The sequence below is a fragment of the Asticcacaulis sp. P2_C5 genome (assembly GCF_056404555.1).
The window spans coordinates 292,990-314,906 of sequence record NZ_JBFUDU010000002.1; the positions used below are offsets into that span (position 1 = coordinate 292,990).

Here is a 21,917-nt window from a genome sequence, read left to right on the forward strand (position 1 = left end):
TTAGCCCTTGCTGTGGCTTTCGGCCCAGGCAATCTGGAAGGCGTCGCCGCGCAGTTCCAGGCGATCGATACGTACGCTCGTCTCTTTGAAATCCAGCATATTGAAGCCGTTGGGCTGGCGACGCAGGCGCAGGCTCATGGCCGTCGAGGCATTCAAGAACAGGGTGGTGTGATTGCCCACGACGCGATTTTCGAGATAGGCGTGGTGCTGGTGACCGGCCAGGACGATATCGACGTGGTTTTCATCGAGGCAATCAAGCAGGCGGTTGCGGTTAAACAGTGACACTTCCAGAGGCATTTCGCGCGTGTTCATCACCGGGTGATGCATGACGAAGACCCGCCAGGGCGCCTTGGAGCCGTTGTAGGTGCGGGTAATGTCGCGGCACTGCCGGCGGCTGACCGAACCGTTGGCCCAGTTCCAGTGGCCGAGGACGCGGCGTGCAGTGTTGATGCCCTTGACGTGGACGAGGGGCGAGGTGAATTCCGGTTCTAGATCGTCACCGAGATGGCGTTTGTAGCGCGCCCAGGGTGCCACGAACCGCTCCAGGTCCATGCCAGGCAGATCGTGATTGCCGGGAATACACAAGACCGGCATGGGAAGCGTGTCAAAAAAAGCCTTCGCAGCGACGAATTCCGCATCCGTGGCGGACTGGGTGATGTCGCCGCTGGCAATAACGAGATCGGGCGCGGCCTCAATTAGATAGCGTCGCAGAATCGCGGTTACCTCTTCGGAGGCGCAACCGAAGTGCAGGTCGGAAATATGGGCGATCTTCATGAGGTGCTTTTGGCCGGCACGTCCGGAACCAGTATGTGGACGGATTTGGGTTTCAGGGTGAAGTTGAGTGGGGTCTTGAGTTCGGTAACTTCGCCGTCGATTGAGACCAGCTCGTTCTTGTGCCGGCTCCACAGGACGAATTTTTTGGCGACAATTTCGGTAAGATCGGGGTCCTGCAGCCAGTGGCCCAGCATCAGTCGCGTCATGAAGCGCAGGTGGGAGATGCGGGTCCAGGTGGTGGCGATATAGGCGGCCAGTTCACCACCGTTCAGCGAGGCGCGCAGGAAGTTGCTTTCGGTCAGCTGGGTGCTGTCCCTGAAGCGGTTGTTGGAGATGACAACGGCCGCGGTGCGGAACTTCTTCATCTTGCCATTGATCTCAAGAACGACGCGCTCGCCCTTATGCTTTTCCAGGCTGGTCAGGACGAACCAGAACATCTTGGGGATCAGCAGCAATCTGTGCTGTTTGCGGATTTCCTCGCGATAGACAGAGGCTTCGGGCATGGTGCCGATACTGGCGCAACACAGGAACAGCTCGTTATTGACATAGCCGGCGTCGATGAGCTCTTCGTGGTGGCCGGCGGCGTAGGCATCGAACGCCTGCTGAAGTGAGATCAGGCCCAGATCCATGGCCAGCATGTTCATGGTGCCGAAGGGCAGGATACCGAAGGCCTTCTTGTGTTCGGACAGGTAGGTGCCGGTTTCGCGGATGGTGCCGTCGCCGCCACCGATCAGCAGCGGGTTGGGTAGCCGGCTCAGACGTTCGAGATTGGCCTTCATGTCGTCAGGTTCGCTGAAGCACAGTTCGGCGACCTGGATCTGGCTGATCTCGACCTGGTTTCGGATGGTGTCGTCGCCCAGCGCGATGGCTGTGCCCGACTTTGCATTGATAAGGATGTTGAAAGGTGTGCCCGCCATGGGTTGGGTTTGCCGTGACGGGTGCAAAGATTCAATGCGGCTAAGTGACTGGGTTTGGGGCCTGAGGCCCCAAGACTTGCCTTTTCTTCCTTTGCTCCGCCCTCTTGGGGCGGGAGGCAAAGGAAGAAAGAACAAAGTTTGTGGGGTCCAAGGACCCCACGCCCCGTTACCTATCCGCGTTGATCGCGCTTTGCGGCAACCCTGAGACGGAGAGCGTTGAGCTTGATAAATCCAGCCGCATCGCGGTGGTCGTACGCCACCTTGCCCTCTTCGAAGGTCACCAGGTCCTGGTCGTACAGCGAATAGGGGCTCTCGCGGCCGGTGATCGTGACATTGCCCTTGTAGAGCTTGACCGTGACCGTGCCAGTGACCTTTTCCTGGCTGTAGTCGATGGCCGCCTGAAGCATGTTACGTTCCGGGCTGAACCAGAAACCGTTATAGATGATCGACGCATAACGCGGCATCAGCTCATCCTTCAAATGCATGGCGCCGCGGTCCAGCGTGATCGACTCAATGCCGCGGTGCGCCGCCAGCAGGATTGTCCCGCCTGGCGTCTCATACACACCGCGTGACTTCATGCCGACGAAGCGGTTTTCAACCAGGTCAAGACGGCCGACGCCATTGTCGTGACCCAGCTGGTTCAGCCTGGTCAGCAGAGCCGCCGGCGACAAAGCCTCGCCATTGACCGCCACGGGATCACCCTTTTCGAAATCGATGGTGAAGACGGTCGGCGTATCCGGCGCGGCTTCCGGCGAAATGGTGCGCTGATAGACGAACTCGGGTGCCTCGACCGCCGGATCTTCCAGCACCTTGCCCTCGGACGACGAGTGCAGCAGGTTGGCATCGACCGAGAACGGCGCGTCACCGCGCTTGTCCTTGGCGATCGGAATCTGATGCTGTTCGGCAAAGGTCAGCAAAGCCTCGCGCGACGCAAACTCCCATTCGCGCCACGGGGCGATGACGCGGATATCTGGCTCCAGGCCGTAATAACCGAGCTCGAAACGGACCTGGTCATTCCCCTTGCCGGTGGCGCCGTGACAGACGGCATCGGCGCCGACCTTGCGCGCGATCTCGATCTGCTTCTTGGCGATCAGCGGACGGGCAATCGAGGTTCCCAGCAGATACTGGCCCTCATAAACCGTATTGGCGCGGAACATCGGGAAGACGTAGTCGCGAACAAACTCTTCGCGCAGGTCCTCGATAAAGATATTTTCCGGCTTGATGCCGAGCAGTTCAGCCTTCTTGCGCGCCGGCTCCAGCTCTTCGCCCTGGCCCAGGTCGGCCGTGAAGGTAACGACCTCGGCCTGATACTCGGTTTGCAGCCACTTCAGGATGATCGAGGTATCGAGACCGCCGGAATAGGCGAGGACGACTTTCTTGACGGGCTTTTCGGCGGGAGCGGACATGGCGTGACCTTAGGTTATAACAGCAGAGGGCGCTTTAAGGTTTAAGGACCGGGGATGCAAGACCGATTGTGTGAAGAAAACAAGAAGAGCCCCGCCCGGCGCTTCGCGCCACGCCACGGGGCGCCCCGCCTCCCCATAAATGGGGTGGGCAAAGAAAGAACAGGCCTCACATCTTAATATTACACCGTAACCTGCGTTCCCAGTTCGACCACGCGGCCTGGCGGGATGTGGAAGAATTCGGTCGGGTTGGCGGCGTTCTTCATCAGGAAGATGAACAGCTTGTCCTGCCATAACGGCATGCCTGAATTGGCCGACGGCACGACATTGCGTTTACCCAGGAAGAAGCTGGTCGCCATGATGTCGAACTTCAGGCCCAGCTTGCGGCACAGGCCGAGCGCACGCGGGAGGTTCGGGCTCTCCATGAAGCCATAGGCCAGGGTGACCTTCTTGAAATCCTCGTTGATGATTTCGATCGATACCCGGTCGCCTTCGGCCACACGCGGCGTATTGGCCGTCTTGACCGTCAGGATGATGTTCTTCTCGTGTAGCACCTTGTTGTGCTTGAGATTGTGCATCAGGGCGACGGGCGCCGATTCGGCGTCGGACGTCAGGAAGATGGCGGTGCCGGCGACACGGTGCGGCGGACGCTTTTTCAGCATCTCGACCAGGTCGAGCAGAAGGACCGAATCCCGGCGCGATTTTTCAGACAGGGTACGCGAGCCGGTCGCCCAGGTCAGCATGGTCAGGACCAGAACCCCGCCCAGCATCAGCGGCATCCACGCGCCCTGCGGAATCTTCAGCAGGTTGGAGCCGAAGAAGACGAGGTCGAGCACGCCCAGCGGCGTCAGCAAGGCCCAGGCCTGCCAGCGCTTCCATTTCCACACATGGCGCAGGAAGACATAGGCCAGCAGGGTGTCGACCATCATGGCGCCGGTGACCGCGATACCGTAGGCCGAGGTCAGTTTGTCGGTCGACTGGAAGACAACCAGCAGGACCAAAACGCCGACCATCAGCATGGTGTTGATCTGCGGCACGAAGATCTGTCCGGCCTGGGTCTCGCTGGTCCGCTTGATGTCGATACGCGGCAGCAGGCCCAGTTGCACCGCCTGCTGCGTCATCGAAAAGGCGCCGGTGATAACGGCCTGCGAGGCGATGACCGTGGCGGCGGTCGCCAGGATGAAGATCGGCCAGTAGGCGAAGGGCGAGTCCGGAATCATGCGCCAGAACGGATTGACGCGTGCCGACGGGTCATGCAGCGTCAGGGCGCCCTGGCCGAGATAGTTCAGGGTCAAACACGGCAGGACGAAGAACAGCCAGGACATCTGGATCGGCTTCTTCCCGAAATGGCCCATATCGGCATACAGGGCTTCGGCGCCGGTGACCGCCAGGAAGACGCTGCCCAGGATGACAAAGCCCATAAAACCGTTGGCCAGCAGGAACTGAATACCGAAGTGGGGTGACAGGGCCGTCAAAATTTCAGGATCGTCGAAGATGTGATAGAGGCCCAGGCCGCCCAGAGTCAGGAACCACAGGACGGTGATCGGGCCGAAAAACTTGGCGACCTTGCCCGTGCCCTTGGACTGGATAATGAACAGGCCGATCAGGATGGCGGCCGATATCGGCACGATATAGGCGGCTATGCCCTTGCCCATGCCAGGCGCGTCCTTCAGGCCTTCAACGGCGCCGAGCACCGAAACGGCCGGGGTGATGATACCGTCGCCATAGAATAGCGCCGCACCGCACACGCCCAGGAAGAAGACGGTCGGCGAATACTTGCCCAATGCCTTCTGGGCCAGGGCCATCAGGGCCAGGGTTCCGCCTTCGCCCTTGTTGTCGGCGCGCATCAGAAAGATGACGTATTTGACCGTCACGACCATGATCAAGGCCCAGAAGACCAGCGAAATCACGCCCTTGATGGCCAACTCGGCGCTGGTCCCTTCGCGGGTGTGAATCAGAGCTTCGCGCATGGCGTAAAGCGGTGACGTCCCGATATCGCCGAAGACGACGCCGATCGAACCTATGGCCAGGGCCCAGAAACTTTCGGCTCCGTGGCCATGGCTGGCAATCGATTCGGCTTCACCGGGTGTTGTTGTGTGAGATGTGGCAGACGACGCGCCATGGGCATCCGCAGCACAGTCGGATGCAGCTGAAACCGGCGGGGAGGCCGTAGTCTCAGCAGGGTTTTCCCCGATCATTCATACTCTCCTGAGGGCGGATGACACACAGTCTCGTAACGAGGCCCTCGCTTGAACGTCGCGCTATTACGCCTATTTATTACCACATTCAATGGCCTTCTTGAGGGCTTATTTGTGCGCTGCACATCCACCTTGTCAAAGGCGACAGGAAATCATCGCATTTTTACAGATAAGCGCCCAAAAGGCCTGCAAACCCCGATTTGCCCTTGCACCTAAATTAGCGTAACAATGTGCTGACATGTCCGATAGTCAAAGATTTCCCGTAGCCGCCCATACGCTGGCCTATCTGGCGCACCGCAATGCCTATTCGCGCGAACAGGCGGTGTCGTCGTCGGTGCTCGCCAGCTCGATTCCGACCAATCCGGTGGTGATTCGACGCATGACGACGCAACTGGCCAAGGCCGGCCTGGTCGCCACCTGTTCCGGCGTATCCGGCGGTGCATGGCTGCTGAAGCGGCCCCAGGACATCCGCCTCGATGAGGTTCTGCGTGCGGTCAATGGCTGCGCCCACCTGGGTTCGGCTCCCATAGGCGCGCCGGGTTGCCCGGTTAGCCAGGCTATCCCCAAGGCTGTCAATGCCGCCATGCTGATCGCCAACGCGGCCGCGTCCGAAGCCCTGGCCACCGTCACTGTGGCCGACCTGCTGAGCCAGGTGGTGGCGGCTACGGCAGCCGAAAAAGAGCATGCCTGAACAGGTTCGCAAGGGCAGCGCAAAAACCCTTGCATTTCCAACGATTGTCGTGTTTCCCTCGCGCAGATTTTTGTGAGAGCTCACCTTGGCACGTCGTTTAGTCCTGATCACCGGAGCATCTTCGGGCATAGGCCTGGCCTTTGCACGGACCTATGCGGCGAACGGCTGGGACGTGGCGCTGACGGCGCGGCGGGCCGAACGGCTGGACAAGCTGGTCGAAGAAATCCGCCTGCGCTTCGGCGTCGAAGCCTATGCCCTGCCGGCGGACTTGAGCGATGCGGGCGCGCCCGAAGCCCTGCAGTCGGGCATATTGGCGCTGGGCCGCGCGGTCGATGGCCTGGTCAATAATGCCGGCTATGGCCAGCCCGGCGGTTTTGTCGCCAATACCTTGGATCAACACCGCGCCTTCCTGCAGGTCATGATGCTGGCGCCGATGGAACTGACGCACCGCTTCCTGCCCGGCATGATCGAGCAGAAGTTCGGTCGAATCGTCAACGTCGCCTCACTAGCCGGGTTCCTGCCGGCCTCCCCGGGTGACACCCTGTATGGACCGGTGAAGACCTTCCTGACACGGTTCTCGCAAAGCCTGCACCTGGAGGTGCGCGATCACGGCGTCCATGTCAGCGCCCTGTGCCCGGGATGGACCTATTCGGAATTCCACGATGTCGTCGGGACGCGGTCGAAGCTGAGCAAGGCTATTCCGGAGTGGTGGTGGATGGGCGCCGACGAAGTGGCGCGCGAAGGCTATTTGGCCGCCGAAGCCAACCGTGCCGCCTGCGTTCCCGGCGCGCCGAACAAGGCCGTGGCGGCGCTGTTGAAGGTCGCGCCTGATGACTGGGTTATGGAGCTCGCTTCTGGCCAATTGCGCAAAATCCATCGCTAGCGGATCCGTTGAGGTGGTCTGCAAATGCCCGCCTTCCTGCGCGCACTTGCTCATGTACAAACGTACACTTCGCTTCGTGTGCTCGGAAGTCAGACATTTTCGACTCACCTGAACGAATCCGCGGCCTAGGGCGCGCGCCAATCTTAAACAAAACTACCGGTGATGTTCCGTATACGGATGAGCCGCGCTGGGCAGGATGATATTGTGCGTGATCTCGCTGACCGCCGATATGATGATCTGAACCGACAGGGCGCACAGGATCAAACCCAGCACGCGAATCACCACCACCATGCCGACGCGACCGAAAATCCGTGAAATGGTGTTGGAAAACAGCAGCGTCACCAGGATCGCCAGGCCGGTGGTGGCGATGGCGGCGACGCCGACGGCCAGGCCCGTATAGCCGAAGTCCTTGGCGATGCCTGCCTGGATGATGACAGTCGAGATGGTGCCTGGTCCGACCATGAGCGGAAAGGCAAACGGCACAACCAGCTTCTCGAAGCTCTTCTTGGCGTTTTCGCGGTGGCCCAGCGGCTTGACGCCGTTCGCTGCCTCGCCGCCCTCCTTGACCTCGTCGGCCTGGGTAAAGGTGTCGATGAAGTTGCCGCGCGCCATTTCCAGGCCCATCAGGAAGAGCAGCAGCCCGCCGGCAATGCGAAAGGCATTCATCGAGATGCCGAAAAATTCCAGGATGCTGAGGCCGGCGAAGAAGAACAGGGTCAGGATCAGGGCGGTAAAGATCGAGATATAGATGCTGAGCCAGTTACGCGCCGTCGGCGTCTGGGTCTGGGTCGCCGCGGCATAGATGGGCACATTGCCGATCGGATCGATCAGGGCGAACAGGGTGATAAAGAAGTTGATATAGAAGGCGAACAGTTTCGCAATCAGGTCGCTGTCGAACATGGTAGCCGCCCAAATCAGTTATTGAACAGCCATAGCAAATCGTTTACGCCCCCGACACCCCCCAGCAAGGATATAGCCATGCCAGCCTTAACTGCGAGCGCATTTGCCGCCGATCCACGCCTGATCGTCGCCCTGGACGAACCTGATCTGGAGAGCGCGCGCAAACTGGTGGCGCAGTTGGGGGACACGGTGTGCTTCTATAAGATCGGCCTGACCCTGCTGGCCCAGGGCGGACTTGTACTGTGCGAGGAACTGAAGGCACAGGGCAAGTCGGTGTTTCAGGACTGGAAACTGCACGATATCGGCGCCCAGGTCGAAGGTGCGGCCAAGGCTGCGACTTCGGGCGCCTGCGACCTGCTGACGGTTCATGCTGAGCCGCAGGTGATGAAGGCGGCCGTGGCCGGGCGCGGTGACGGCACGGCCAAGATCATCGGTGTGACGGTCATGACCTCGCTAACCCAGGGCGATCTGGACGAAATGGGTTATGGCATGGTGTTGAGTGATCTCGTCATGCGCCGGGTCGATCAGGCCGTGGCCTGTGGCCTGGATGGTGTCGTGTCGAGCCCGCATGAGGCCGAAATGATCCGGGCGCGGGTGCCGGAAGGTTTCCTGATCGTGACGCCGGGTGTGCGGCCGGAAGGCTCGGACGTTAATGACCAGCAACGGATCGCCACGCCGCAACAGGCATTTCTGAATGGTGCCTCACATGTGGTGGTCGGTCGACCGATCACGCGCGTGCCGGATCCGGTGGCCGCGACGCAGGCGATCCTGGCCGCCTTGCATAATGTGTGAGATTCGTGTTGGTCGAAAAAGGCTTGAACCACGAACGACACGAACTTCAGGGCTTTGGACTGCGGTCGGCGCGATATCTGCCGGCAAGGTCATGGAACACGGATAAGGCACGGATGCCGCTTCGCGGACACGGATCGACACGGATGTTCGAGTCTGGCCAAGGCCGGCTGATACATTCCGGACATGTCTTATTTTGAAGCGCTTTGCGCTTCGATAAGGTATCGGGCTACACAGAACTCGCACGGCAAACACAATTCCATCCGTGTTGATCCGTGTCCGCGAAGCGGCATCCGTCCTTATCCGTGTTCAAATCTTCCCTTACGAAACAAGCTTCTTATTCGTAAAGCGAAATAACCGACAAAACCCCGGCTAGAAATCCACCGCGATGCCTTTGCGTTCCCAGTCGCCGTAGCGCGTGGGTTCGGGGCCGGGCGGGCCGCCGTCTTCGGCCACCTTTTCAGTTTCGGCGGCAAGCTTGCGGCGTTCCTCGGCCTCGGCCAGGGCGCGCTGGGCGGCGGGGGTCAGGACCTTTTTCGGCGTCAGGTCGCTCAAGTCGGATTCGGATGACATTTTTGTAATCCCCTTGCGGGCAAAGGCTTCGGCTCCCAAATCTAAGCTCTGTTGAAGCTAATCGCAAGGAGCGACTGTACACTATGAACCCGTTCAAGACCTATATGCTGCTGGCCGGCATGACCGCGCTGTTCGGCGTGATCGGGCTGATGCTGGGCGGGCCCACGGGTATGCTGATCGCGCTGGCGCTTGCCGTCGCGATAAACCTTTTCGCCTACTGGAATTCCGACAAGGCGGTGCTCAGCATGTATTACGCCCAGCCCGTCGATCCACAACGCGCCACGGGCCTGATCCGGCAATATTACGACGATATCCAGGATCTGAGCCAACGCGCCGGCCTGCCCATGCCGGCGGTCTATGTCATCGACAATGACCAGCCCAATGCTTTTGCCACGGGCCGTAATCCGGAACATGCGGCGGTGGCGGCGACAACGGGTCTGTTGCGCGCGCTCGATCGGGCCGAGATTCGCGGCGTGATGGCGCACGAACTGGCCCACGTCAAAAACCGCGATACCCTGACCATGACGATCACGGCCACCCTGGCCGGCGCCATCTCGTCCCTGGCAAATTTTGCCATGTTTTTTGGCGGTTCACGCGACGACGAGGAAGGCGGCAGCAATTTTGTCGTCGTCCTGTTGATGAGCATACTGGCGCCGATTGCGGCCATGGTTGTCCAGATGGCGATCTCCCGGACGCGCGAATACGAAGCCGACCGGATCGGTGGTGAGATTTCGGGTGATCCCGAGGCGCTGGCACGGGCTTTGAAAAAGATCGAGGCCTATGCGCGCGGTGGTGTGGTCAATCACGATGCCGAACGCAACCCGGCTTCGGCCCACATGTTCATCATCAATCCGCTGAGCGGACGGGCGATGGATAACCTGTTCTCGACCCATCCGGCGACCGAAAACCGGGTCAAGGCCCTTATAGCCCTAAGCATGAGCATGAAGCGCGGTGGCCGTGACGGCTTTACGAGCGTGCCGACAACCGATATGGGCTAAAGCTCAAGTGCCCCCTCCGTCGCCGACAAGCGGCGACACCTCCCCCGTACGCGAAGTTTCACGTCGCTACAGGGGAGGACTGTCGTTGATAAATGCGACGGGCTTATTTCAGATTTAAAGCAAAGCATCTTACATGGCCCAGGCTCCCCAGCGTCCTCACCGCGGCAAACCGTCGCCGCAAAAACCCCGCCCGCGCAAACCCCAGGCCGAACCGGTGCGTATCGAAGACGATGGCGATATCGGGATGAATGCCCGGATCGCCGCCATGATGCTGATCGACGCTGCCCTGGCCAAGCGCTCGGGTTTCGATGAGGCGGTAACGCGCAGTGAGTTCACGTCCCTGAGCGACTCGGAACGCAGTTTCGCCCGCGCCCTGGCCATGCTGGTCCTGCGCCGCTTCGGCCAGCTGAACTACGTCATCGAACAGAAGACGAAAAAGGTTCCGTCGACGGCTGTGTGCGATCTGTTGCGCATCGGGCTGGCGCAGATCGGTTTCATGCAGGTGCCGGATTTCGCGGCGGTATCGACCACGGTCAAGCTGGCCGAGCGCGAGGCCAATACCCGACCGTTCAAGGGCCTGATCAACGCCATACTGCGCGGCGTCATCCGCGAAGGCGGTCTGAAAGCGCCCGTCGCCAGCCGTTTGGCGCCCGACTGGCTGTTCCAGCGCTGGAAGATGGCCTATGGCGAAGCCAACGCCGAGGGCATTGCCATGGCGCTGACCGAAGAGCCGGCGACCGACCTCAGTTTCAAGACCATGGCGGACCTGGAGCGACTGCAGGAGCCCTTGCAGGGCACAGCGATTGGCGGCCTGACTTTGCGCAGCACCCTTCGCGGCCACCTCAACGAGTGGGCGGGGTACAGTGAGGGCGTATGGTGGGTCCAGGACGTGGCGGCCTCGGTCGCGGCCGGCCTGCTGGGCGACCTGAGCGGCAAGACGGCGGTCGATCTGTGCGCCGCACCGGGCGGCAAGGCCATGCAGATGCTGGCGTCCGGCGCCAGGGTTGTGGCGCTGGACCGCTCGAAGAACCGGCTGAAACGGGTCGAGGAAAATCTCCTCCGGACGGGATTCGAGGCCGAGATGGCGCAATATGACGCCGAAACCTGGGACGATTCGCGCAGTTTCGATGCGGTCCTGCTGGATGCTCCGTGCTCAGCAACCGGCACCCTACGCCGTCAGCCCGACGTGCTGTGGGCAACGCGGCCGTCGGACATCGCCAAGCTGGCGGATGTCCAGCACAGGCTGCTCGATGCCGCGGCGAAGCGTGTCGCACCTGGCGGCGACCTGATCTACTGCACCTGTTCGCTGGAGCGCGAAGAGGGCGAGACCCAGGTTGTGGCCTTCTTGCGCCGCCATCCCGAATTTGCCATCAAAAAGCCGGCAGATGACGTCATCACCGCCCTGGGGATACCCGCCGACAGTGTGCGGCCGGAAGGCTGGCTGCGGCTTTTGCCGCATCAGAAGGCCGGTGGCCAGGACGGCTTTTTTATCGCGCACCTGACGCGGCAAAACGGTTGACCGGCGACCCTATTACGGGTTTAAGCAGACACCCCCTAAAAGGCGAATCCGTCATGACAGCACCGCTCATCTGCCCGTCGATTCTGGCTTCCGATTTTGCCAGGCTGGGTGAAGAGGTGCGGGCGATCACTGAGGCCGGGGCCGACTTCGTCCATATCGACGTCATGGACGGCCATTTCGTGCCGAACATCACCATCGGACCCGACGTGGTCAAGGCATTACGGCCGCATACCAAACTGCCGTTCGACTGCCATCTGATGATTTCGCCGGTCGATTCGTTCCTCGAAGCTTTCCGCGAAGCCGGGGCCGACTATATCAGCGTCCACCCGGAAGCTGGGGCGCACCTGCACCGCACGTTGAAATATATCCGCCAGCTTGGCGCCAAGGCCGGTGTCGTGCTCAATCCGGCGACGCCGGTCGAGATACTGGACTGGATCATGGACGATATCGACCTGGTGCTGATCATGAGCGTCAATCCGGGCTTTGGTGGCCAGAGTTTTATCGAACAGCAGCTGCGCAAGATCGAAACGGTGCGCAAGCGACTGGACGCGCTCGGCCATCACGCCATTCTGCAGGTCGACGGCGGCGTCAATGCCCAGAACGCCGGGGCCTGTGTCGCTGCCGGAGCGACGGCGCTGGTCGCCGGGACCGCCGTGTTCAAGGGCGGGCCTGCGACCTATGCCGCCAATATCGCGACTTTGAAGGGCCCAATCTTGAAGGGGCCAGATTTGAAGGGTTTGGGGGCGTAACGGATGGACGCCTACGAGTCGGGCCCGATCACCGAACATAGCGCCGTCAAGACGCCCTGGGCCAAGGTGGCCGGATCCCTGCTGCGCAAGCAGCTGGGGGCGGAACTGTTCGGCATGCCCGGCTATCGCCTGACCCTGAAGGGACGCACACCCGACGGCTTTCTCGCCGCGCCGCACGATGGCCGCCCGACCCAGCCCTTGATGGGCAAGGCGATCCTGTCCGGGCGCTTCCATCTGACGAATGCGCGGATGAGCGTCCAGGGCAGCGGCGACCCGTGGAACCGGCCCTCGCCGACCCGGGCCTTCGCCGTCGAACTGCATCGTTTCAGCTGGCTGTCGTCGCTGCTGACCCAGGGTGACGAGGGCGCGCGCGAGGCTGTGCGGCTATTCGTCATGTGGCAGAAGACGTTTCGCGCCTGGACGCCGTTTACCTGGGGCGAGGAGATCCTGCCGCGGCGTTTGATCAATCTGGCCCTGTCGGCGCGGCGACTGGCTGCGCAAGCGACGCCCGACGAGATTCACCTGCTGGCTCAGTCGATGGCCGAACAGGGGCGGCATCTGTTGCGGCTGAGCCAGCCCAATGGCTGGCAGGCGCAACGGGCGGTCGCCCTGGTGCTGCTGGGTTGCGTCCTGTCCGGCCGGGTGGGCGACGGTTTCCGCAAGAAGGGCCTAAACCGCCTGCCCAAGGTCCTGAAAAAGATCGTATTGGCGGATGGCTCGCACATTTCGCGCAGTCCGGAGCAGGGTCTGGAGCTGTTGTACGATCTGTTGCTCATCGAGGACGGCCTGAGCCAGCGCGGAATCAGCGTACCGGACTATCTCGATCACTATATCGACCGGCTGATGCGCTTTGTGCGCACCTGTTCGCACCCGGACGGCAGCCTGTGTGCCTTCCAGGGGTCGGAATCGCTGCTGGAAGACCAGGTCTTGCCGGCCCTGGTGCGGACGGAACAGCGCGCCGCCGTGGCCGTGCCGAATGTGCTGGAACATGGCCGCTTTCACCGGATGAGTGGGCGCAGCCTGACGGTCTTTGTCGACGCCGGTGAGCCGCGCGGCGGCGATGCCGGCTATGCGGCTTGCGATCATCCGATGTCGTTCGAGGTTTCGGGCGGGCGCGACAAGCTGATCGTCCTGCCCGGATGGTCGCCCAGCCAGTCCGATCGCCAGGAATTCCGCATTGTCGGCGCCGGCAACAGCCTGACCATCGGCGAGAGCGCCTTGCTGAGCCCGGTGACCGGGCGGTTCGGCGAGATGCTGAACTTTGCCCTGGAAGGTGCGCGGTACAAGATCCGCAGCCGCCGGGTCGAGGCGGAGGATTCCGGCACCTTGCTGGAGATGGAGCACGAGGGTTGGCGGCCGAAATTTGCCCTCAAGCACGAGCGCCGGCTGTATGTCGATACCCAGCGCGATGAACTGCGCGGTGAAGAGCGCCTGACGCCGATGGAAAGCAAGCAGAAGCAGCTGCCGGTGGCCGCGCCCTTTACGGTTCGGTTTTTGCTGCATCCCGAGGTCCAGGCGTCGCTGGCGCGTGATCGAAAGAGTGTATTGCTGCGCGGGCCGGGTGGGCGCGGATGGTGGTTGCGCCACGATGCCAAGGAGGTCGCGCTGGAATCGGGTGCGGTGTTCGAAAAGGGTGGGCTGCGCAAGTCGGTGGTGATTGCCCTGCGTGGCGTGGCGCGACTGGACACCCAGACCAAGGTGCGGTGGAAACTGTCGCCGGCTGAGGCGTGATATCGCCGGATTTGAGCCGTTGAGCTGGCAGGTATAGGAAATCGTTCGTTCAACGCGGTGACGGCACGTCTTTTTACAGTGGAATTTTGGATCACGAAAAGCTCGAAAAGCAGAAAAGCACGAATAGGCGTGGCCTTGAGTCTTTCTCGCCCGAAGGGCACTCAATCGAGCCCGTGGCTAGGCGCCGAATGAAAGCGCTTCGCGCAGAAGAATTTTCCACCCTGAATATTCGTGCTTTTCTGCTTTTCGAGCTTTTCGTGATCCAAAATTCCACCATCGAGGACGTGCCGTCACTGAGTTGCGCGAATCATTTTACACTCGCCGTCATCAGTCAATCTAAGCCAGTCCTTACAACAGCCGGCGCATAAATTGACTGCATCCTTATGCGCCAAAGCGCATCTTGCCTGCGTTTATGGGATTAATCCGTCTCCAAGGAGAGCAAGATGTCGAAATTTATTAAGGGCACGGCCGTCGCCTTGATCATCACCGGCCTGGTCAGCGGCGCCGTTATGACCGAACAGGCCAATGCCTATTCCGTGGTCTGCAAGTACCAGGAAAAGAGCTCGAGCAAGAAGGGCACTGTCATTGGCGCGATCGCCGGCGGTATCATCGGCAGCCAGGTGTCGAAGAACGAACGCGGTCTTGGCACGATCGGCGGGGCTGTTATCGGCGGCGCGATCGGCAGCAAGGTCGGCAAGAACCACGGCAAGAAGGATTGCATGAGGCGTCTGGCCTACCGCACAGAGACCCACTACCGCACCCTGGCCAATGGTCACCGCGAAAAGGTCATCTATCGTTACGTCCGCGAATAGCGTTCCAAGCCTATCTCCATAACGAAAAATCCCGCTGGTTGGTTATGCCGGCGGGATTTTTTGTGTCAGGGATATAATAATGAGAATTATTCGCATATTCGGTTGACTTGAGAGTCATGCCTGATATGACGGCCGAAATGATAGTCATTCGCAATTGTTAGCGCAATTGGACATAATTTCGGAGTACACATGTCTGCATCTCTTCGCACCCTGGCCCTGGCCACATCCATCTTCGCGCTTGTGGCCGGGATGGCTCAGGCCGAAGATGCCGTCACATCGACCCCAAAGGCGGAAGGCGCCCCGGAAGTCACCATCATCGGCAAACGGGTGATCAAGGGTTCGGCCGGCGCCACCGGGCTGGACCTGTCTCTGCGTGAAACGCCGCAGTCGGTCACCGTCGTCTCCGCCGCCCAGATCCGGGACTTCCAGCTCAGCGACGCCAACCAGCTGCTGGCCACCATCCCCGGCATCAATGTCGAGGCGGACGAAACCGACCGCACCTATTACAATTCGCGTGGCTTCGACATCATCAACTTCCAGGTCGACGGCGTCGGCCAGCCACTCGACTGGGGACTTCAGGTCGGGGCGCTGGATACCGCTCTTTTCGAGCGCGTCGAAGCCATTCGCGGCGCCAACGGCATGATGACCGGCACCGGCAACCCGTCGGCCACCATCAACTATATCCGCAAGCGCCCGACCAGGAGCTTCAAGGCCGATGTCTCTGCCGGCTACGGTTCGTGGAACGACCTACGCCTCACCGGCGATGTGTCGGGGCCGCTGACCAGCGACGGCACGCTGTCGGGCCGCCTGGTCTATGCCCACACCGATACAGACTCGTACCTCGACTACTATGGTGTCGACCGCAATGTCTATTACGGCGTCCTGGCCTGGGACATCACGCCGAAGCTCAAGGCCACGGCCGGTTATTCGCAGCAGGACAATCTGGCGCACGGCAATAGCTGGGGCGCCCTGCCCCTGACCTATTCGGACGGCACGCCGATCCGCTACGACGTTTCAGCCAATTCGGCGGCGCCGTGGACCTACTGGAACACCCACGACCACCAGAGCTTCGGCGAACTGGCCTATGCTTTCGACAACGGCTGGACCGTCAAGGGCATCTATACCCGCAAGTCCTACGATGAAGACGCCAGGCTGCTCTATCCCTGGGGCACGCCTGATCCGGTGACCGGCCTGGGTGTCTATGCCTTTAGCGGCATCTATCCGTCGATCCTGAAGCAGGACATGTTCGATGTCATCGCCACGGGTGAGGTCAGCCTGTTCGGTCGCCGGCATCAGGTGGTGTTCGGCGCCAATGCGGCCCATTCCGCCAGCTACAAGTGGGAGCGTTTCGCCGATATGTTCGACTATCCGGCCATGCTGGATGGCCATATCACGGCGCCTGCGGAACCCGTTTATCCCGACCCGTACCTGGCTGAGCAGATCAAGACGGATACGGCTCGGATCTACGGCGCCATCCACCTGAACGTCACCGACAAGCTGACCGGCATCGCCGGTTTCAATGCCGTCGACCTGAAGGCGGTCGGCGCGTCCTACGGCGTTTCCGAAGATCGCTCCGAAAACAAGGTCAGTCCCTATGTCGGCGTCGTCTATGATGTCACACCCAATGTTTCGCTTTACGCCAGCTACTCGGACATTTTCGACCCGCAGTCGGAAAGCGACGTCACGTTCCACCGATTCGAGGCCGCCACCGGCAAGAGCCTTGAGGCCGGCATCAAGTCGGAATGGTTCGACAAGCGCTTTCTCGCCACCGGCGCCGTCTTCAAGTCCGAGCAATACGGCCTGGCCGAGTTCGCCGGCTACCTCCAGGATAGCGATCCGGATGCCGCCGGCTACAATGCCAATCACGACCTGGCCGGCAAGGCCTATTATGCCGGCATCGACACCTTCGTCGAAGGCTACGAACTGGAAGTCGCCGGCAAGCTGAGCACTAACTGGGCCATCAACGGCGGCTGGACCAGCCTGTCGCTCGAAGACCGCGACGGTAATGACGTGCGCAACTACCTGCCGCGTCGGACGCTCAAACTGTCGACGACCTACAGCCTGCCGCAATATCGCGACCTGAAGCTGGGGGCCGCCGTGCGCTGGCAGAGCGAGATCTCGACGGTGAGCGCCGGCGCTCCCTTCGCGCAGGACGCCTATTCGGTGGTCGACCTGATGGCCAGTTTCCGCTTGACGGACAAGGTGCGCGCCACGGTGAACGTCAAGAACCTTTTCGACGAAAAGTATTTCGGCGGCCTGCAATGGGACCAGGCCTATTACGCCCCACCGCGCAGCGCCATGGTGTCGCTGAGCTATAATTTTTAGGAAATTGCCCCCACCGTCGCCGACAAGCGGCGACACCTCACCGGTACGCTTCGTTGCACTGCGCTACAGGGGAGGACTGTTGGGAGTGAAGATTGCCGAGCAAAGGCTTTGGGTTTGAACTTACTCGCGACATCGCTGCAGATCGGCGGGAGCCTCCTCGTTACGGCGGGGCTGTTGGCCGTTTTCGCGACCTGGCAACGCAAAGGCGTGCGCACGGGCCTGTGGCGCTATGCCCTGGCGGCCGGCTGGGGCGCAGTCGCGCTGGGCGTGGCCGCATGGACGCTGTGCACCAGTCCGGATGTCGGCCTGGCCTGGGCCGCAGTTCTTGCGATGGTGCTGGGATTCGCCATCGTGGCGCGGCAGGGACTGGCACTGATGGGCCAGCCCGCCAAGATCCAGCGCACGCGCGAGATCGAATCGGACGGATTGTCGCTGGGCAGGGGTTACTGGGGCCGGTTCGCCGTCCGGCTGGCCGGCAGCCTGATCGTCGTGCCGCTTTTTGGTTTCCTGACGGGGCTGATATGGTGCGCCTGGGTGCCCGGCGGTGCCGCCGAACAGCTGATGGGCATGGCTATCCTGGCCATGGTCGCCATGGCGGCCGGGCTGGTGATCCAGCTGGCCAGCCGCCGGCCGTACCGTTCGTGTCTCGGATTGATCCTGTGCAGTGCATTTGCCGCCGCCCTGGTCTTCCTGCCGCGGGTGTTGGCATGAGCAAGTCGCGCACGCTGTGGCCGAAAGTCTCCGCCGCCTTTGTCGCAAAGAACCTGACCGGCCACAAGATACTGGGCCTGGTCACGGCGGCGGTGCTGTATCTGATCTGCCTGTCGGGAACCGCAACGGTCTTCTATATCGATATCGAACGCTGGGAGACGGCCAGTCGCGCCGAGGTCCATGATTTCAGGCCCCAGGCGATTGCCATTGCGTTGGCCGATATGCGGCTGCAGATCCCCAAGGACAGCAAGGAAACAGCGCTCTATATCGTCACGCCGACGCCCGACTATCCGCGTCTGGTCCTGTCACTGGGTGAAGGTCATGTCCGGGTCTATGACGAGAACGGCCGTTATAGCGGGCCTGGCGAGCACCCGGCGACGCACGGCCTGACCGAACTGCATTATTTCCTCCATCTGCCGCAAAGTATCGGGCTGATTGTCGTCGGTCTGGGCGGTGTCGCCATGCTGGCCCTGATCCTGGGCGGGTTGCTGGCCCATCCGCGTATCCTGAAGGACGCGTTTCTGTGGCGGCTGAACGGCACGTCACGCCTCAACCGCGCCGACCTGCATAACCGGATCGGGGTATGGGCGGCGCCGTTTCATATCGTGATCGCCCTGACCGGCGCGCTGATTGGGCTGTCGCAGGTCATTGTGCTGGTCATGGCGCTGACCTTCCATAATGGCGATACGACCAAGACCTTTGCCGCCCTCTATCCCGATATCACACCTAAGAGCGCGCAGGGTCAGGTATCGAGCGAGGGGCTGGTCAAGGCGCTGACCACCCTGCAAACCATGCGGCCGGACATCCATCCGAACTTCATCTCGATCAACAATCTGGGCACGGACCACGAAAATATCGATGTCAGCGCCGAGATCGAGAACCGCATGGTCTATGGTGATAACTGGCAGTTCGACGGCAAGGGCAATTTCGTTGCCCAGCTCCACCTGTCCGACGGGGCGGCCGGCAAGCAGGTCTATGCCAGCCTGTATCGGCTGCACTTCGGTAATTACGGTGGGCTGTGGGTCAGGTGGGCCTATGTCCTGCTGGGGGCAGGACTGTGCCTGATCTGTACGACGGGGATCGATATCTGGTTGCTGAAATCGGCGCAGAAGGGCCGGTCCTATCCACGTCTTCACAAAGTATGGATCGCCTTTGTCTGGGGGTCTGCGGCCGCCATGGTTGTGGCGACCCTGCTGACCATGGCGGCGGCGGTGCCTTTCGCGCCGGTCTTCTGGGGTGTTACGGTGGTTTTGTCCCTGGCCGGGTTGTTGGCGCCATCGGTGCCGTTGGTCTCTAGGGTTGGGCGCTATGTCTTCGCGGCAAGCCTGCTGGCGCTGGTGGTTACGCATATACTGAAGTTCGGCCAGTTTTCATTCACCGCCGGCTTGGGGATCAATCTCAGCCTGCTGGCTCTGGCCGCTGTCGTTACTGCCTTAACTTTAAAGGGAAAACCACGCGAATTACGCCCTTCGCCGGCGGCCGAAAAATAATGCGTAGCTGAATGAGTATGAACGCGCGGCTCAAATCCCGTTCAGGTTCGCAGGCTTATAAAGGGTCTCATCAACGGTGCGGAAACATCCCCGGCCGACCTCGAAAGGAGACCAAGTTATGAACAAGATGATCAAAACAATGACGGCGGCGGTCATTTCGACCGGCCTGATCCTGGGCACTGTTGCCCCCGTGACCGCTTCGGCCCGTCAGACCTATGTCTGCCAGGTCGAGAAGAAGCAAAGCGCACAAACCGGCATGATCCTGGGCGCCGTCATCGGCGGCCTGCTGGGTAGCCAGGTGGCGAAAAACGAAAAGGGCCTGGGCGCCGTCGGCGGTGCGGTTCTGGGTGGCGTCGTCGGCAATAAGCTCGGCAAGGATCACGGCAAGTCGAACTGCAACAAGATCGAACAACAGGCCCGTGAGTCCTATGGCTATGATCGCTACGACCATCGCCGGTCCAACGATCGCCGCTACGAAAACCGGTATGACCGTGGGTATGGCTACGGATACCGTTAAGATTAAAGGGATTGGTTAATACCCCATGCCCCGCCGGTAGGACCTCCTGCCGGCGGGGTTTTACTTGGTTAATGGACATGGTTATCATATTATCAATGTTGATTTTCAATCAGCCGAGTCTCTTTTAAAAACGGATATTAATTATCAACAATTGACAAAAATAACCGCGTTCGGAAGACTCTGAGTCGGAATTCGGCGGAAAATTCGCGCAATCGGTTGCGTCAGCGGAAAAGCCATGCCCGCTATAGGCAAAAGAGCCGGTGTCGTGTAAACGCGCGGCAACGAATCTCCCCCTTCGCAAGAGTATAGACATGCCCGCCGCGCCCGCCTTTCCGCCTGCCCCCGATTTTGTTGCTCCCAAGCGGGCGTTGATCTCACTCTCCGACAAGACGGGCCTGATCGAAACCGCGACGGCCCTGAGCCAGGCCGGGATCGAGCTGTTGTCGACCGGCGGCACGCGGGCAGCGATTCATGCCGCCGGGATCGCGGTCAAGGACGTGTCGGAGATCACAGGCTTCCCCGAGATGATGGACGGCCGGGTCAAGACCCTGCACCCCAAGGTACATGGCGGACTGCTGGCCTATCGCGATGCGCCCGAACATGCGCGCGCCCTGGATGAGCACGACATCCTGCCGATCGATATCGTATGGATCGACCTGTATCCATTCGAGGCGACCGTCGCTTCGGGCGCCGGCTTCGAAGCCGCCATCGAAAATATCGATATCGGCGGGCCCGCCATGATCCGCTCTTCGGCCAAGAACCACCCCTATGTTGCCGTCTGTGTCGATAAGGCGGGCATGGATGAGGTCGTGGCGGCGATTGCCGACCGCGGTGTAACGACGCTGGACCTGCGCAAGGCGCTGGCGGCCAAGGCGTTTGCCCGGACGGCAGCCTATGACGCGGCGGTGTCGACCTGGTTTGCCGGACAGCTGGGCGATGCCTACCCGGAACGCAAGACGATCGGCGCGGCGCGGCTGCAAACCATGCGCTACGGTGAAAATCCGCATCAGTCGGCGGCCTTCTACAAGACCGGTGAGGATCGCCCCGGCGTGGCGACGGCAAAGCAGCTCCAGGGCAAGGACCTGAGCTACAACAATGTCGCCGATACAGACGCGGCGATCGAGCTGGTTGCCGAGTTTTCCGAACCGGCCTGCGTCATCGTCAAGCATGCTAATCCGTGCGGCGTGGCCGTGGGCCAGGACCTGACAACGGCCTATCGCCGGGCGCTGGAATGCGACCCGGTGTCGGCCTTCGGCGGGATCGTGGCGCTGAACCGGCGGCTGGATCGTGCGACGGCAGAGAAGATCGTCGAGATCTTCACCGAGGTCGTGGTGGCGCCCGAGGTCGACGAAGACGCGATCGAAGTCTTTGCCGCCAAGAAGAACCTGCGTCTGCTGGTGACCGGCTCATTGCCCGATCCCCTGGCCGGCGGGCAGGTATTCCGTTCGGTGGCCGGCGGTATGCTGGTCCAGTCGCGCGACACGGCGCGTATCCTGGCGGCCGACCTGAAGGTTGTGACGAAGCGCCAGCCGACGCCGACCGAGATCCAGGACATGCTGTTTGCTTTCACCGTGGCCAAGCACGTCAAGTCGAACGCCATTGTCTATGCCAAGGACGGCCGGACGGCCGGTATAGGCGCCGGCCAGATGAATCGACGTGATTCGGCGCGTATCGCGGCTTTGCGGGCGAAAGAGGCCGCGGAAGGTCTGGGACTGGAGTTTTCGCTGGCTCAGGGATCGGCCTGTGCGTCGGAAGCGTTTTTCCCCTTCCCTGATGGGCTTTTGGAAGCCGCCGCGGCCGGCGCTACGGCTGTTATCCAGCCGGGCGGCTCGATCGGCGACCAAGCCGTGATCAACGCAGCCGACGAGGCGGGGCTCGCCATGGTGTTTACCAGTGTCCGGGTCTTCCGCCACTAGTTTAGCGGGGATCTTTTCGCC

Annotated in this window: 19 protein-coding genes; 13 read left to right on the forward strand and 6 right to left on the reverse strand. The window is 61.2% G+C overall.

What is annotated here, in order from left to right; translation table 11 throughout:
• The 4 genes from AC1DXO_RS04975 to AC1DXO_RS04990 form a co-directional block, all read right to left on the reverse strand.
• A complete protein-coding gene (locus tag AC1DXO_RS04975; protein WP_476976990.1) occupies positions 1-774 on the reverse strand; it encodes a metallophosphoesterase family protein in 774 nt (257 codons plus the stop codon).
• Complete coding sequence (locus AC1DXO_RS04980) at positions 771-1,691, reverse strand: diacylglycerol/lipid kinase family protein (RefSeq protein ID WP_476976991.1); 921 nt, start codon at positions 1,689-1,691, stop codon at positions 771-773. Before AC1DXO_RS04980 ends, AC1DXO_RS04975 begins: the two co-directional genes overlap by 4 nt.
• A 170-nt stretch (positions 1,692-1,861) precedes the next feature.
• Entirely contained in the window at positions 1,862-3,097 is a 1,236-nt protein-coding gene (locus AC1DXO_RS04985; protein WP_476976992.1) for an argininosuccinate synthase, read from the reverse strand.
• 179 nt (positions 3,098-3,276) lie between these two features.
• Positions 3,277-5,292, reverse strand: coding sequence for a potassium transporter Kup (locus AC1DXO_RS04990; RefSeq protein ID WP_476976993.1), 2,016 nt, complete (start codon positions 5,290-5,292; stop codon positions 3,277-3,279).
• Positions 5,293-5,530: 238 nt separating this feature from the next.
• Here AC1DXO_RS04990 and AC1DXO_RS04995 point away from each other — a divergent pair, with 238 nt between their 5' ends.
• Both AC1DXO_RS04995 and AC1DXO_RS05000 read left to right on the forward strand, forming a co-directional pair.
• On the forward strand, positions 5,531-5,983 hold the full coding sequence (locus AC1DXO_RS04995) for an Rrf2 family transcriptional regulator (protein ID WP_476976994.1): 453 nt from the start codon (positions 5,531-5,533) through the stop codon (positions 5,981-5,983).
• Between the two features lie 85 nt (positions 5,984-6,068).
• Positions 6,069-6,866, forward strand: a complete 798-nt coding sequence (locus AC1DXO_RS05000; RefSeq protein WP_476976995.1) for an SDR family NAD(P)-dependent oxidoreductase — start codon at positions 6,069-6,071, stop codon at positions 6,864-6,866.
• A 153-nt stretch (positions 6,867-7,019) separates the two neighbouring features.
• On the opposite strand, the gene AC1DXO_RS05005 is transcribed toward AC1DXO_RS05000, so the two are convergent.
• The gene (locus AC1DXO_RS05005) at positions 7,020-7,766 is read right to left on the reverse strand and encodes a MarC family protein (protein WP_476976996.1); all 747 of its coding nucleotides are present in this window, start codon (positions 7,764-7,766) and stop codon (positions 7,020-7,022) included.
• Between the two features lie 78 nt (positions 7,767-7,844).
• On the opposite strand from AC1DXO_RS05005, the gene pyrF reads away from it, so the two are divergent.
• The gene (gene pyrF / locus AC1DXO_RS05010) at positions 7,845-8,558 is read left to right on the forward strand and encodes an orotidine-5'-phosphate decarboxylase (RefSeq protein WP_476976997.1); all 714 of its coding nucleotides are present in this window, start codon (positions 7,845-7,847) and stop codon (positions 8,556-8,558) included.
• A 369-nt stretch (positions 8,559-8,927) separates the two neighbouring features.
• Here the strand turns inward: pyrF and AC1DXO_RS05015 are convergent, their stop codons facing one another.
• Complete coding sequence (locus AC1DXO_RS05015) at positions 8,928-9,128, reverse strand: DUF1674 domain-containing protein (protein WP_476976998.1); 201 nt, start codon at positions 9,126-9,128, stop codon at positions 8,928-8,930.
• Between the two features lie 83 nt (positions 9,129-9,211).
• Between AC1DXO_RS05015 and htpX the strand changes: the two genes are divergently transcribed.
• From htpX to purH, 10 genes are all read left to right on the forward strand, one after another.
• Positions 9,212-10,126 carry a zinc metalloprotease HtpX gene (htpX, locus tag AC1DXO_RS05020; RefSeq protein ID WP_476976999.1) on the forward strand — a complete coding sequence of 305 codons (915 nt, stop codon included), beginning with the start codon at positions 9,212-9,214 and terminating at the stop codon, positions 10,124-10,126.
• Positions 10,127-10,259: 133 nt separating this feature from the next.
• Entirely contained in the window at positions 10,260-11,645 is a 1,386-nt protein-coding gene (locus tag AC1DXO_RS05025) for an RsmB/NOP family class I SAM-dependent RNA methyltransferase (RefSeq protein ID WP_476977000.1), read from the forward strand.
• A 53-nt stretch (positions 11,646-11,698) separates the two neighbouring features.
• On the forward strand, positions 11,699-12,394 hold the full coding sequence (gene rpe, locus AC1DXO_RS05030) for a ribulose-phosphate 3-epimerase (protein ID WP_476977001.1): 696 nt from the start codon (positions 11,699-11,701) through the stop codon (positions 12,392-12,394).
• Positions 12,395-12,397: 3 nt separating this feature from the next.
• Positions 12,398-14,125 (forward strand): heparinase II/III family protein, encoded by a 1,728-nt coding sequence (locus AC1DXO_RS05035; protein WP_476977002.1) that lies wholly within the window; start codon positions 12,398-12,400, stop codon positions 14,123-14,125.
• Positions 14,126-14,568: 443 nt separating this feature from the next.
• Positions 14,569-14,937, forward strand: a complete 369-nt coding sequence (locus AC1DXO_RS05040) for a glycine zipper 2TM domain-containing protein (RefSeq protein ID WP_476977003.1) — start codon at positions 14,569-14,571, stop codon at positions 14,935-14,937.
• Between the two features lie 189 nt (positions 14,938-15,126).
• The gene (locus tag AC1DXO_RS05045) at positions 15,127-17,262 is read left to right on the forward strand and encodes a TonB-dependent siderophore receptor (RefSeq protein ID WP_476977004.1); all 2,136 of its coding nucleotides are present in this window, start codon (positions 15,127-15,129) and stop codon (positions 17,260-17,262) included.
• 114 nt (positions 17,263-17,376) lie between these two features.
• Positions 17,377-17,973 carry a hypothetical protein gene (locus tag AC1DXO_RS05050; protein WP_476977005.1) on the forward strand — a complete coding sequence of 199 codons (597 nt, stop codon included), beginning with the start codon at positions 17,377-17,379 and terminating at the stop codon, positions 17,971-17,973.
• A complete protein-coding gene (locus AC1DXO_RS05055; protein WP_476977006.1) occupies positions 17,970-19,463 on the forward strand; it encodes a PepSY-associated TM helix domain-containing protein in 1,494 nt (497 codons plus the stop codon). The genes AC1DXO_RS05050 and AC1DXO_RS05055 overlap by 4 nt, the downstream gene beginning before the upstream one ends.
• 118 nt (positions 19,464-19,581) lie before the next feature.
• Positions 19,582-19,980, forward strand: a complete 399-nt coding sequence (locus AC1DXO_RS05060) for a glycine zipper 2TM domain-containing protein (RefSeq protein WP_476977007.1) — start codon at positions 19,582-19,584, stop codon at positions 19,978-19,980.
• A 311-nt stretch (positions 19,981-20,291) separates the two neighbouring features.
• Positions 20,292-21,896, forward strand: a complete 1,605-nt coding sequence (gene purH, locus AC1DXO_RS05065) for a bifunctional phosphoribosylaminoimidazolecarboxamide formyltransferase/IMP cyclohydrolase (RefSeq protein ID WP_476977008.1) — start codon at positions 20,292-20,294, stop codon at positions 21,894-21,896.
• Positions 21,897-21,917: the final 21 nt, after the last annotated feature.